Here is a 12,754-nt window from a genome sequence, read left to right as displayed (position 1 = left end):
GTTCTACCTCAGCTTCAGCGTGGCAAGACCGATCAACACGAGGATCACGGTAATAATCCAGAAACGGACAATCACACGCGGCTCGGGCCAGCCCTTGAGTTCAAAATGGTGGTGAATCGGTGCCATGCGGAACACCCGCTTGCCGGTCAACTTGAACGATGCGACCTGGATGACCACCGAAAGTGTTTCCATCACGAACACGCCGCCCATGATGAACAGCACGATTTCCTGACGCACGATGACCGCGATAGTGCCCAAGGCCGCGCCCAGCGCCAGCGCGCCAACGTCACCCATGAACACTTGTGCCGGGTACGTGTTGAACCACAGAAAGCCGAGGCCCGCGCCAATCAGTGCGCCGCAGAACACAATCAACTCACCTGCGCCGGGGACATACGGGATCAGCAGGTAGTCAGCGAATTTCAGGTTGCCCGACAGGTAGCAGAAGATACCCAGCGCGCCGCCAACCATCACGGTCGGCATGATCGCCAGACCGTCGAGGCCGTCAGTCAGGTTGACCGCGTTGCTCGAGCCGACGATCACAAAATAAGTCAGCACCACAAAGCCGATGCCCAGCGGGATGCTCGCATCCTTGAGAATCGGCAGGATCAGGGTGGTTTCGACAGCGCTTGGCGCGGTCACATACAGGAAAATCGCCGCGGCAAGGCCGAACACCGACTGCCAGAAATACTTCCAGCGGCTTGGCAGCCCGCGGGAGTTCTTTTCGATGACTTTGCGGTAGTCGTCAACCCAGCCGATGGCGCCGAACAGCAAGGTCACCAGCAGCACGACCCACACATACCGGTTGCTCAGGTCAGCCCACAGCAAGGTGCTGACGGTAATGGCCGAGAGGATCAGTGCACCGCCCATGGTTGGGGTGCCGGATTTGGACAGGTGCGATTGCGGACCATCGTTACGGACCGATTGGCCGATCTGACGGTTCTGCAAGGTACGGATCATCCACGGTCCCAGGTACAGCGACAACGACAACGCGGTCAGGACGCCCAGAATCCCGCGCAGGGATAAGTACTGGAAGACTGCGAAGCCCTTGTAGAACTGTTGTAGATACTCCGCTAGAAGCAGCAGCATTAATGTTTCTCCCCGCAGGAACCGCACAGTGCCGCAACGACGTTCTCCATCGCTGCGCTGCGCGAGCCCTTGATCAAAATAGTGGTGTTTTTTTCGTGCTCAGTGCGAAGTGCCTGGATCAGATCAGCCTGATTGGCAAAGTGACGAGCCTGGTGTCCAAATGCAGCGACGGCATGAGCCATCAGCGGTCCCACCGCGTAGAGCGCTGAAACCTTGTCGGCGGCATAAGCGCCTACTTCACGATGTCCTTGCTCTGCCCACTCACCCAGTTCGCCAATATCTCCGAGCACCAGGACGGTACGGCCGGAAAAGGCGGCGAGTATATCAACGGCAGCGCACATTGAGGTGGGGTTTGCGTTGTAAGTGTCATCAATAATTCGCAGACCTGTGCTAGTCACTTGGGCGACAGCTCGACCTTTGACCGGCTGCACGGCTTCGAGGCCAGTTTTGATCCCGAACAGCGACACACCCAGCGCATGGGCGGCAGCCGCGGCGGCCAAGGCGTTGGCCACGTTGTGCGTGCCCAGCAGGTTGAGTTGTACGTGTTCGTCACCTTGGGGGCTGTGCAATGTAAACGCCGGGCAACCGCGCGCATCGCGGTCCAAATCGCTGGCGAAAAAATCTGCATCAGGGTTTTTCAGGGAGAAGCTAAGCACCTTGCGCCCCGCTGCCCGGGCTTGCCAGATGCCAAAGGCCTTGTCGTCCAGATTCAGCACCGCAATGCCGTCAGCCGCCAAGCCTTCTATGATTTCACCCTTGGCCTCGACGATTTTCTCAGGCCCGCCGAACTCACCCACGTGGGCGGTCCCTGCGTTGTTGAGCACCGCAACATGAGGCTTGGTCATGGCCACGGTGTAAGCGATTTCGCCGATGCGCGAAGCGCCCAGCTCGATGACTGCCGAGGTGTCCTCGTGCGTCAGTTCAAGCAGGGTCAGCGGTACGCCGAGATCATTGTTCAAATTGCCCTTGGTCGCCAGCACCGGACCGCGCGTGCGCAGGATGCAGGCAAGCATTTCTTTGACTGTGGTCTTGCCACTGGAGCCGGTGATCGCAGCCACAGGCTTGTCATAGCCGGCACGGTTCAACGCACCCAATTGGCCCAATGCTTCGCGGGTATCCTTGACCACCAGTTGTGGCAATGTCGAGTCCGCAACTTCACGCTCAACCAGTGCAGCCACGGCGCCTTTTTCAGCGACGTCATTCAAGTAGTCATGGCCATCGAAACGTGGGCCAGTCAGGGCAATAAACAGCTGGCCCTGCTTGATTGCACGGCTGTCGATGCTGACACCACTGAAACGAGCATCTTCACCGACCAGACGACCGTTCAGGGCAACTGCAACTTCGCTCAACAGCAGCGGCTTAAGCATGGGCAGCCCCCCAGGCATTCAGGGCGTTCTCGGCTTCGATCAGGTCAGAGAACGCATGGCGTTCGCCGTTGATTTCCTGATAGTCCTCATGCCCCTTGCCCGCCAGCACGATGACGTCATCGGCAGCGGCATGGGCGATGATCTGTGCAATGGCTTCACCTCGACCGGCGACGAAAACCACCTTGTCGGCATCGACAAAGCCTGCACGGATATCAGAGAAAATCTGCGAGGGGTCTTCGGTGCGCGGATTGTCGTCGGTCACCAGCACGGAGTCGGCAAGCCGCTCAACCACTTCAGCCATGATCGGGCGCTTGCCGCGATCGCGGTCGCCGCCACAGCCGAACAGGCATTGCAATTGCCCCTTGGCGTGGGGACGCAGAGCGAGCAGGACTTTTTCCAATGCATCCGGGGTGTGGGCGTAATCCACCACTACCAACGGCTTGGTACCACCGCCCAGACGCTGCATGCGACCTACCGGACCTTCCAGTTTGGGCAGCACAGCGAGGATTTCATCCAGCGCGTAATCGAGGCCGAGCAACGCGCCAACAGTGGCCAATACGTTACTCAGATTGAAACGGCCAAGCAGGGTGCTGCGCAGCAGGTGCTCGCCCTGCGGCGTCACCAGCGTGGCGCGGACACCGTCATCATCAAAAATCGCATCGCGGCAATACAGGTAAGCACTGCTGTCTTCGAGGCTGTAACTGATCAGGCGCGACGGGTGTTTGTCTGCCGCCAACTGACGACCAAAATCGTCATCCAGGTTGACCACCCGGCAATGCAAGTCTGGCCAGGCAAACAGCTTGGCCTTGGCGGCTGCGTAAGCCTCCATGGTGCCGTGGTAATCCAGGTGATCGCGGGTCAGGTTGGTCATCACGGCCACATCAAAGGCCAAGGCACCGACGCGCCCTTGATCCAGCCCGTGGGACGAAACTTCCATGGCCACGGCTTTGGCCCCGGCCTTTTTCAGGTCGGCGAGCATGGCTTGCACGGCAATCGGATCAGGTGTGGTGTTACGCCCGCTTTGCAGTGCCCCATAGAAACCGGTGCCCAGCGTGCCAATCAGGCCGCAGTGCTGGCCCAGATGATCAAGCGCTTGCGCGACCAGTTGAGTCACGCTGGTTTTGCCATTGGTGCCCGTAACGCCCACCAGATTCAGCGCGTGGCTTGGCTCACCATAAAAGCGGCCGGCCAGGTCCGACAACTGAGCGATCAACCCTTTGACCGGGATCAGCGGCACGTCGGTTATCGGCAACACCGAAGCGCCTTCAACTTCATAAGCGACAGCGGCTGCACCACGCTGCAGGGCATCGGCGATGTGTTCACGGCCATCGAGCTTGGTGCCCGGCACGGCAAGAAACAGATCCCCCGCGCGCACGTTGCGACTGTCGAGGGTCAACTCACGGATCATCAAGTCGTGACCGGCATGAGGGAAAATCTTGATCAGGCTCAGAGGCATTAGCCGCGCCCTCCTTTGGCTGCCGCAGCTGTTGCCGCCGCTTGTTGCTCCGCTGCCGTTGGCAGGTTGTCTGGGGTGACGTTCATCAGGCGCAAAGTACCGGACATCACCTTGCTGAAGACTGGCGCCGATACCAGACCACCGAAGTAGCCCGCCTTGCTCGGCTCATCGATCACGACCACGATCGCGTAGCGCGGGTCGCTCATCGGGCCGAAACCGGCGAACAGAGAACGATAAGAGTTAACGGCGTAGCCTTTGACGCCGCCCGACGATGTTTTACGCGCAGTACCCGACTTGCCACCGACGTGGTAGGCCGGAACTTTCGCACGCCAGACGCCACGCGGGTTTTCGACCACTTCCTGGAGCATGCCCTGCAAGGTTTTGGCAACTTGCTCAGGCATCACTTGTACGGCCTGAACCGGTTTATCGGTCTTGAGCAGCGTCAGTGGCGCAAGCTTGCCGTTGTTGGCCATGGCCGAGAACGCGTGCACCAGCTGGATCGCGGTCACGGAAACACCGTAGCCGTATGACAGAGTCGCGGTTTCGGCTTTGCGCCATTCGCGGTAGTTAGGCAGGTTACCCACACGCTCGCCCGGGAAGCCCAGACCGGTGTCTTGGCCCAGACCCATCTTGGCCATCTGACGGAAAATCGCTTCGCCGCCGATATCGAAGGCAACTTTACTCATGCCCACGTTACTGGAGTTGATCAGAATGCCGGTCAGGTCCAGCACCGGGCCTTCGGTACGCGATACGTCACGAATGGTGTATTTGCCCAGCTGCAGCGTGCCCGGATACACCTCAACCTTGTCGGTAGGCTTCCAGCGCCCAGTTTCCAGGGCAGCACTCATCGAAATTGGCTTAACCGTGGAACCGGGCTCGAACACGTCGATCATGGCGCGGTTACGCATCATCGCCGGTTGCAGGTTACGACGGTTGTTCGGGTTGTAGGTTGGCTGGTTGACCATGGCCAGGATTTCACCGGTCTTCACATCCATGATCACCAGGCTGCCCGCCTTGGCGCCGTTTTCGACCAACGCATTGCGCAGCTCGCGGTTGGCCAGGTATTGCAGGCGCAGGTCAATCGACAACGCCAAGGTCTTCCCTGCCTTGGCGTTTTTAGTGACTTGAATGTCTTTGATCAGACGACCGCGTCGGTCCTTGATGACCTGTCGCTTGCCCGGCACGCCGGCCAGCCATTCGTCATAGGCCAACTCGACACCCTCACGGCCCTTGTCATCGATATCGGTGAAGCCAACCATATGCGCGGTGACTTCGCCTGCGGGGTAGAAGCGGCGGAATTCTTCAATGCCGTAGACGCCCGGCACCTTGAGGTCGAGCACGACCTGGCCCTGCTCTGGTGTCAGGCCACGAACCAGGTAAATGAATTCTTTGCCAGCCTGCTGCTCAAGGCGCGCGGTCAGCACTTTAGGGTCTTGCCCGAGTGCGCGTGCAAGGGCTGGCCAGCGATCCTTGGCAGCCTGCATTTCCTTGGGGTTGGCCCACAGCGTGGTTACCGGCGTACTGACTGCCAGCGGCTCGCCATTACGGTCGGTAATCAACCCACGGTGTGCCGGGATAGTGATGTGCCGCAAGCTGCGGGCATCGCCTTGACCCTTGAGGAAGTCATGGTCGATCACTTGCAGGTAGATGATCTGGAAGGCGATCGCACCTACCAGCAGTGCCAGCAAGGCCAGCACCACGCGAAAACGCCACGGATAAAGCGCGCCTTCGAGCTTGATCATGGCTTCACCATCCGAACTTCTGCTGCACCGGGGATGTGCATTTTCAGTTGTTCGCTGGCCAGGGTTTCGATACGGCTATGGGCCGTCCAGGTACTTTGCTCGAGGATCAGGCGGCCCCATTCTGCCTGGGCCTTGTCACGCACACTCAGCTCCCCGTAAAGGGTGTTGAGCAGTTGGCGGTTCCAGTGCGCGCTATAGGAAACGGCCACGGCCGAGACCAGCACGGCAATAAACAGCAGCAGCATGAAAAAGCTTCCGCCGGGGAGTGGTTTGGCGTAAAGCTTGTTCAACGAAGCTTCTCCGCAACGCGCATGACAGCGCTACGCGAGCGCGGATTAGCCTTGAGTTCAGCCTCTGAAGCGAACTGGGCCTTGCCATGAATCTTGATCTTGGGCTCAAAGGTTTTGTGCTGCACAGGCAAGCCACGCGGCAGGTTGTCGGGCTCACCTTTCACCAGATCACGCATGAACAATTTCACGATGCGGTCTTCGAGCGAATGGAAGCTGATCACGACCAGGCGACCGCCCACTTCCAGCGACTCAAGGGCAGCTTCCAGACCTGCCTTGAGGTCCCCCAGTTCGTTGTTGACGTGAATCCGCAAACCCTGGAAGGTACGGGTCGCAGGGTGCTTGCCCTTTTCCCAGGCCGGATTGGCGGTTTTCAATACTTCAGCCAGATCGCCGGTGCGCTCGAATGGCGTGACTTCGCGACGCTCTACCACGGCGCGTGCCATACGGCCGGCAAAACGCTCTTCGCCGTATTCCTTGAATACGCGGGTGATTTCTTCATGGGAGGCCGTGTTAACGAACTCTGCCGCGCTGATCCCGGCATTCGGGTTCATGCGCATGTCCAAGGGGCCATCATTCATGAAGCTGAAGCCACGCTCCGGGTCGTCGAGCTGCGGCGAAGACACGCCCAAGTCGAGCAGAACGCCACTGACCTTGCCGGCCAGACCGCGCTCGGCCACTTCGGATCCCATTTCGGCAAAGCTGCGCTGCACAATGACAAAGCGGCCGTCTTCGGCCGCTAGCGCTTGCCCGGTCGCAATCGCTTGTGGATCTTTATCAAACCCGAGGAGACGCCCTTCAGGGCCTAGATGCTGGAGTATCAGGCGGCTATGACCGCCGCGACCAAAGGTGCCATCCAGATAGCATCCATCAGGACGTACGGCGAGAGCCTCTACGGCTTCATCGAGCAGTACGGTGATGTGGTTGAAGTCGCTATCAATAGTCACAGAATTAAATCACGCAGTTCATCAGGCATCGCGCCCGGTTGTTGAATGGCTGCAAGGTCAGCGGCAGATACAGCTTCCCAGGCGTCCTCGTCCCACAGTTGAAACTTGTTCAGCTGGCCCACCAACATCGCGCGCTTGTCCAACTTGGCATATTCACGCAAACGCGGCGGCACCAGAAAACGACCACTGCCGTCGAGCTCAAGATCGACGGCATTACCAATCAACAAGCGTTGCAAGCGTCGGTTTTCTTCACGCAACGACGGCAACGCCCGCAGCTTGGTTTCAATCAATTCCCACTCATCGAGCGGGTACACACATAAGCAGGGATCCGACGCATCGATGGTCACGATCAGTTGCCCGGAGCTTCTCGAATTCAGCTCGTCACGGTACCGACTCGGCATCGCGAGACGGCCCTTGGCATCGAGACTGATTGCGTTAGCTCCGCGAAACACGAGGCGCCACTCCAAAAATTAGCGTTTTACGTCTAAAAAACCCACTTTATGCCACTTTTCGCCACTTGCGCACACTATAGGAATGCGCCCACCACACCGTCAAGGCGCGGCCTGAAGGAAAATCCTTACATTACGGAGATTTAGGCGGGTAAATAGACGTACAGCACTAAGGAAGAGGTTTTTTGAGCGAGCGATACGCAGCTAATTCAAAGCACAGGACTTCAAACTTAAAGTGATTTCTTAAGAGCAAGCTTTTTTTGACATTAAGATGAGCGGTTATTCATGTAAGTAAAGCGAGGGGGTGGGGCGGGCATTTTTGAATGCATTCTGCTTGCGAAACAAGCAGGAGAAAAAGGTGGAGAGTCGATCTGTAAGCCGGGTTCTGTCGTGAACAGTCATTCGTCTACGATGGCCATCACTGGACATCTTTAGCAACCTACCCGGTCCCAGCGCGGGCCACGCCTTGGGACCCTATTTGGTCTTGCTCCAAGTGGGGTTTACCTAGCCACGAACTGTTGCCAGTCGTGCGGTGCGCTCTTACCGCACCTTTTCACCCTTACCGGCGCCGAAGCGCTTAGGCGGTTGTTTTCTGTGGCACTTTCCGTAGGCTCACGCCTCCCAGGCATTACCTGGCACTTCGCCCTATGGAGCCCGGACTTTCCTCCCCCCTCTAATTTTCATAGAGGGCAGCGACTGTCCAATCGACTCTCCGGCGCGAAGGTTAACTGTACGCAGCGTATAGAACAAGCTTTAAAAGCAATGGATCGCGTCGGACAATCGTACTTCAGCGCCTTTATTAAAAGACTCCACTTTAAAACAAAGGCCAAGTGCCACTACTCATTACTCTGCTTTCTGCTTCTCAAGAGCAACTTGATACAACACATTCTTGCGTTCGCCGGTTATTTCAGCGGCTAATGCTGCGGCACGTTTGAGCGGCATCTCTTTTAGCAGCAAATCAAGAATACGCATCGCCTCGCTGCTGACGGCCTGATCCGTTTGCGGAGCGGTCCAGCCTGCCACCAGCACGACACACTCTCCGCGCTGCTGATTACTGTCTGCTTCAACAAAAGCGCGCAGTTCCGCCAAAGGCAGCCCCTTGAGGGTTTCAAAAGTCTTGGTCAATTCTCGCGCCAGCAATGCCGGGCGATCAGCGCCAAACACCGATTCCATGTCTTGCAGGCACTCGAGGATGCGGTGCGGCGCCTCATAGAAAATCAGGGTCCGCGGCTCTTCCTTTAATAACTCCAGACGCGAACGGCGACCGACAGCCTTGGCGGGCAAGAATCCTTCGAAGATAAAGCGATCAGAGGGCAAGCCCGCCGCCGACAATGCGGCAATCAAGGCGCACGCTCCCGGTACCGGCACCACCTTGACGCCGGCTGCACGCGCCTGGCGCACCAAGTGGTAGCCCGGATCAGAGATCAGCGGTGTCCCCGCGTCGGAGATCAATGCCACATCCTCTCCGGCGAGCAAGCGCTGAATGAAACGATTACCTTCATCCCGTTCGTTATGCTCGTGACAGGCACCCAGTGGCGTCGCGATACCAAAATGCTGCATCAAACGCAGCGAGTGACGCGTGTCTTCGGCCGCGATCAGCGATACCTCGCGCAACACTTTGAGCGCACGCGCACTGATGTCGTCCAGGTTACCGATGGGCGTGGCCACCACATAAAGTGAGCCGACAACGGAATTCAAAGCACCTGGAGCAGTCAAAACGCGCACCTCATGAGAGTTAAAGGCGCCATTGTAGCGCGTAGAGCCTTGCCGGACGCACCCTTAAAGGCGCGTTCAAAAGACGCAATCGGCAAAACACTCTGCATCGCAGTGGGCAGAACTCATCTAAAGTTAAGCTTTATCACCAGTAAGATCGCGTCCCGGCCAGCGCTTGGGTACACTTCGCCACTCATTTGATCGAGTATCAGGAACACTACATGATCGCTTGCCTGCGGCTGTTCACTGCCCTCTGCCTCGCTGCCTTGCTCGCTGCTTGCGCCAGCTCGCCCTCATCCAGCCTTGGCGAACTCCCACGCACGCCTGACGCCAGCCTTGAACAGCTGTTGCAAGAGGCTTCTACGAGCAAGGACCCGGCCAAGGCAGCGCTGCTGCGCCTGTCTGCCACCGACTTGGCCATACGCCAACATAACAACCAACGCGCCGCTCAAATTCTGGCGCAAGTGCCGCTGGATCAGCTCAAACCTGCGCAACAGGTCTTTGCCAGCACCTTGGCCGCCGAGCTGGCGATGAGTCGCAACCAGCCCAAAGAAGCGCTGGCCGCCTTGAATCATCCGAGCGTTTCGCGCCTGGATGAAATGCCAGCCGACTTGCAGGTGCGCACCCACAAGGTTCGCGCACAGGCACTGGAGGCTGACGGCCAGGCACTGGCCGCCGCTCGTGAACGCGTGATCATGGGCCAGAGCCTGACCGGCGAAGCCGCCAACAGCAATAACGAGGCAATCTGGGCTCTGGTTGCCGCATTGCCGGCCGACCAACTGCGTACGCCCGAGCCTGGCGTACTGGGTGGCTGGATGTCCTTGGCCCTCGCCATCAAGAGCGCCAGCAGCCTGCAAGAACAACAGAGCGCCATTGATCAATGGCGCGCGCAAAACCCTGCGCACCCGGCCGCCATCCAACTGCCAGCCACCCTGATCAAACTTAAGGAACTGGCCAGCCAGCCGCTGACCAAGATCGGCCTGCTGCTGCCTCAAGACGGCCAACTGGCCTCCGTCAGCAAAGCACTGCGCGACGGCTTCATGGCGGCTTACTATCAAGCCCAGCAAGCGGGTCAAAACCCGCCGGCTATCCAGTTCTACGACAGCTCGCGCCTGACTTCACTGGATGACTTCTACCGCAAGGCGCAGGCCGATGGCGTGCAACTGGTGGTAGGCCCGCTGGAGAAGTCGCTGGTCAAGCAATTGAACGTGCACCAGCAACTGCCTATTACCACGCTGGCGCTGAACTACAGCGAAGGCGGCCAAGGCCCGGCACAACTGTTCCAGTTTGGCCTGGCGGCTGAAGACGAGGCTCGCGAAGTCGCGCGCCGCGCCCATGCCGACGGCCTGACCCGTGCAGGTGCCATGGTGCCGCAGGGCGAATGGGGCGACCGCGTACTCAAAGCCTTCCGCCAGGAATGGGAAGCTAACGGCGGCACTATCGTCGGCGTCGAGCACATCGACAAACCTGTCGCCCTGGCCCAGCAAGTTGCTGATCTGGTGCAACTGCGCAACGTAGGCGGCTCCGGCCAGCCATCGCGTCGCCAGGACATGGAGTTCATCTTCCTGGCTGCCACCCCACAGCAAGCGCAACAGATCAAGCCCACGCTGAACTATCAGTACGCGGGTGACATCCCGGTTTACGCCACCTCTCACGTGTTCAGCGCCAGCGGTGATCAAAACCAGTACAACGACATGAACGGCATTCGCTTCTGCGAAACCCCTTGGCTACTCGATACGGCCAACCCACTGCGTCAGCAAGTGGCCGCACAATGGCCACAAGCCGGGGGCAGCCTGGGCCGCCTGTATGCCATGGGCGTGGATGCGTTTGAATTATCGTCCCGACTGGGCCAGTTGAAAGCACTGCCCGAAAACCGGATCGACGGCTTGTCCGGCAGCCTCAGCATGGACTCGACCCAGCACATTCAACGTCAGATGCCGTGGGCGGAGTTCGTTAACGGTCAGGTTCAACGCCTGCCCGACACCCCTAACTGATGCTCGATCGCTCAAGCCTGCAAACAGGCAAAGATGCCGAGCGCACTGCGCTGCGGCATCTTGAGCGACACGGTTTACGCTTGCTGGCGCAAAACTGGTCTTGCAAGCGCGGCGAGCTGGATCTGGTCATGCTTGACGGCGATACAGTAGTATTCGTCGAAGTTCGTTACCGACAACATGCGCAATGGGGAGGCGCGCTAGCCAGCGTTGACGCACGCAAGCGTCAAAAGCTGATACTGGCCGCCCAGTTCTTCTTGCAACGTGAATCACGCTGGGCCAACCACCCCTGCCGATTCGACGTAGTCGCCATGGATAGCGCAACACCTCACTTGAACTGGCTACGGAATGCCTTTGACAGCTGAAACGCTGCAGGGCCGATTTCAGCCCCCTTTTTGAACGATTTTGCTTTGCTTTGCGGGCTGCACATTTTTGTGCCGGGAAGTCACTCAGGAACACCTGGATCACGCCCGACCAGCCGCCCTAATTAAGGTCACATAGATGGACATGCAATCCCGGATTCGCCAGCTTTTCCAGGCCAGTATCGACACCAAGCAGCAGGCGATGGCGGTTCTTGCCCCCCACATCGAGCTGGCCAGCCAAGTGATGGTCAATGCGCTGCTCAACGAAGGCAAGATGCTTTCGTGCGGCAACGGCGGCTCAGCCGGCGACGCCCAGCACTTTTCGTCCGAGCTGCTCAACCGCTTTGAGCGCGAGCGTCCCAGCCTGCCTGCTATTGCACTGACCACCGACAGCTCGACAATCACCTCGATCGCCAACGACTACACCTTCAACGAGGTGTTCTCCAAACAAATCCGCGCCCTCGGCCAACCCGGCGATGTCCTGCTGGCGATCTCCACCAGCGGCAACTCGGCCAACATCATCCAGGCCATTCAGGCAGCGCATGACCGCGAAATGATCGTGGTCGCCCTGACGGGTCGCGACGGCGGCGGCATGGCCTCGCTGCTGCTGCCTGAGGACGTGGAGATCCGCGTTCCATCCACTGTCACTGCACGTATTCAAGAAGTCCACCTGCTGGCGATCCACTGCCTGTGCGATCTGATCGACAGCCAACTGTTCGGGAGTGAAGAATGACTTTTAAGCGCTTTAGCCTAGTAGCCTTGACGTTGTGCCTGGGCCTGACCGCTGGTTGCAGCTCAGTACTGACCGCTACCCGTGATACACCGATCGAAGACGATCGCGGCACCCGAACCTTTGGCAGCAAGATCGACGATTCGCTGATCGAAACCAAGGTTGCGGTCAACGTCGCCAAGGCCAACCCAGACCTGGACAACGGCTCGCACATCGTAGTTACCAGCTACAACGGCATCGTGCTGCTGGCTGGCCAGACGCCACGCGCCGACCTCAAAGCCCAGGCGGAACAAGCTGCGGCATCTGTACAGCGCGTGAAGAAGGTCAACAACGAACTGCAAGTGATGGCGCCCTCTTCGATCCTGGCGCGTAACAACGATGCGTGGCTGACCACCAAGATCAAAACCCAGATGCTGACTGACGGCGCCATCCCAGGCTCGCGCATCAAAGTGGTGACCGAGAACGGTATCGTCTACCTGCTGGGTCTGGTGACCAAGCAAGAAGCCGCCCGCGCGACCAACCTGGTGCAAGGTGTGTCTGGCGTACAGAAAATCGTCAAACTCTTTGAGTACATCGACTAACTACTTGTAGGAGTGAGCTTGCCTCGCGATCTTTTAAGAACAA

12 protein-coding genes and 1 other RNA gene are annotated in these 12,754 nt (G+C 58.6%); 4 read left to right on the top strand and 9 right to left on the bottom strand.

The annotated features are described in order from the left end of the window. Positions 1-3: 3 nt before the first annotated feature. From mraY to rsmI, 9 genes are all read right to left on the bottom strand, one after another. Complete coding sequence (gene mraY / locus NTD86_RS02450; protein ID WP_262200568.1) at positions 4-1,086, bottom strand: phospho-N-acetylmuramoyl-pentapeptide-transferase; 1,083 nt, start codon at positions 1,084-1,086, stop codon at positions 4-6. Continuing rightward, complete coding sequence (murF, locus tag NTD86_RS02445; protein WP_262200567.1) at positions 1,086-2,453, bottom strand: UDP-N-acetylmuramoyl-tripeptide--D-alanyl-D-alanine ligase; 1,368 nt, start codon at positions 2,451-2,453, stop codon at positions 1,086-1,088. Before murF ends, mraY begins: the two co-directional genes overlap by 1 nt. Further along, a complete protein-coding gene (locus tag NTD86_RS02440; protein ID WP_262200566.1) occupies positions 2,446-3,909 on the bottom strand; it encodes a UDP-N-acetylmuramoyl-L-alanyl-D-glutamate--2,6-diaminopimelate ligase in 1,464 nt (487 codons plus the stop codon). Before NTD86_RS02440 ends, murF begins: the two co-directional genes overlap by 8 nt. After that, positions 3,909-5,651, bottom strand: coding sequence for a peptidoglycan D,D-transpeptidase FtsI family protein (locus tag NTD86_RS02435; protein WP_410016940.1), 1,743 nt, complete (start codon positions 5,649-5,651; stop codon positions 3,909-3,911). The genes NTD86_RS02440 and NTD86_RS02435 overlap by 1 nt, the downstream gene beginning before the upstream one ends. Further along, positions 5,648-5,941, bottom strand: coding sequence for a cell division protein FtsL (gene ftsL, locus NTD86_RS02430; protein ID WP_262200565.1), 294 nt, complete (start codon positions 5,939-5,941; stop codon positions 5,648-5,650). Before ftsL ends, NTD86_RS02435 begins: the two co-directional genes overlap by 4 nt. Next, positions 5,938-6,885 carry a 16S rRNA (cytosine(1402)-N(4))-methyltransferase RsmH gene (gene rsmH, locus NTD86_RS02425; protein ID WP_410016939.1) on the bottom strand — a complete coding sequence of 316 codons (948 nt, stop codon included), beginning with the start codon at positions 6,883-6,885 and terminating at the stop codon, positions 5,938-5,940. The genes ftsL and rsmH overlap by 4 nt, the downstream gene beginning before the upstream one ends. Beyond that, the gene (gene mraZ / locus NTD86_RS02420) at positions 6,882-7,337 is read right to left on the bottom strand and encodes a division/cell wall cluster transcriptional repressor MraZ (protein WP_262200564.1); all 456 of its coding nucleotides are present in this window, start codon (positions 7,335-7,337) and stop codon (positions 6,882-6,884) included. The genes rsmH and mraZ overlap by 4 nt, the downstream gene beginning before the upstream one ends. Before the next feature lie 355 nt (positions 7,338-7,692). Then, positions 7,693-8,046: RNase P RNA component class A (gene rnpB, locus NTD86_RS02415), an RNA gene on the bottom strand. Between the two features lie 131 nt (positions 8,047-8,177). Beyond that, positions 8,178-9,032 (bottom strand): 16S rRNA (cytidine(1402)-2'-O)-methyltransferase, encoded by an 855-nt coding sequence (gene rsmI, locus NTD86_RS02410; RefSeq protein ID WP_262200632.1) that lies wholly within the window; start codon positions 9,030-9,032, stop codon positions 8,178-8,180. Positions 9,033-9,268: 236 nt separating this feature from the next. Here rsmI and NTD86_RS02405 point away from each other — a divergent pair, with 236 nt between their 5' ends. The 4 genes from NTD86_RS02405 (at position 9,269) to NTD86_RS02390 (ending at position 12,711) form a co-directional block, all read left to right on the top strand. Next, on the top strand, positions 9,269-11,041 hold the full coding sequence (locus NTD86_RS02405) for a penicillin-binding protein activator (protein ID WP_262200563.1): 1,773 nt from the start codon (positions 9,269-9,271) through the stop codon (positions 11,039-11,041). Next, positions 11,041-11,403 (top strand): YraN family protein, encoded by a 363-nt coding sequence (locus NTD86_RS02400; RefSeq protein ID WP_262200562.1) that lies wholly within the window; start codon positions 11,041-11,043, stop codon positions 11,401-11,403. Before NTD86_RS02405 ends, NTD86_RS02400 begins: the two co-directional genes overlap by 1 nt. 136 nt (positions 11,404-11,539) lie before the next feature. Further along, entirely contained in the window at positions 11,540-12,133 is a 594-nt protein-coding gene (locus NTD86_RS02395) for a phosphoheptose isomerase (protein ID WP_048367201.1), read from the top strand. After that, positions 12,130-12,711, top strand: a complete 582-nt coding sequence (locus NTD86_RS02390; RefSeq protein ID WP_262200561.1) for a BON domain-containing protein — start codon at positions 12,130-12,132, stop codon at positions 12,709-12,711. The genes NTD86_RS02395 and NTD86_RS02390 overlap by 4 nt, the downstream gene beginning before the upstream one ends. Positions 12,712-12,754 lie beyond the last annotated feature (43 nt).

The sequence above is a fragment of the Pseudomonas sp. 7P_10.2_Bac1 genome, assembly GCF_025465935.1.
Lineage (GTDB): Bacteria > Pseudomonadota > Gammaproteobacteria > Pseudomonadales > Pseudomonadaceae > Aquipseudomonas.
This window is presented reverse-complemented; position numbering and strand designations above follow the sequence as displayed.

Excerpts from the sequence above, each read along its gene's own strand:
- NTD86_RS02395 (WP_048367201.1), top strand. The coding sequence starts at position 11,540 with ATGGACATGCAATCCCGGATTCGCCAGCTTTTCCAGGCCAGTATCGAC.
- NTD86_RS02440 (WP_262200566.1), bottom strand. The coding sequence starts at position 3,909 with ATGCCTCTGAGCCTGATCAAGATTTTCCCTCATGCCGGTCACGACTTG.
- murF (WP_262200567.1), bottom strand. The coding sequence starts at position 2,453 with ATGCTTAAGCCGCTGCTGTTGAGCGAAGTTGCAGTTGCCCTGAACGGT.
- NTD86_RS02405 (WP_262200563.1), top strand. The coding sequence starts at position 9,269 with ATGATCGCTTGCCTGCGGCTGTTCACTGCCCTCTGCCTCGCTGCCTTG.
- NTD86_RS02390 (WP_262200561.1), top strand. The coding sequence starts at position 12,130 with ATGACTTTTAAGCGCTTTAGCCTAGTAGCCTTGACGTTGTGCCTGGGC.
- NTD86_RS02400 (WP_262200562.1), top strand. The coding sequence starts at position 11,041 with ATGCTCGATCGCTCAAGCCTGCAAACAGGCAAAGATGCCGAGCGCACT.
- NTD86_RS02435 (WP_410016940.1), bottom strand. The coding sequence starts at position 5,651 with ATGATCAAGCTCGAAGGCGCGCTTTATCCGTGGCGTTTTCGCGTGGTG.
- mraY (WP_262200568.1), bottom strand. The coding sequence starts at position 1,086 with ATGCTGCTGCTTCTAGCGGAGTATCTACAACAGTTCTACAAGGGCTTC.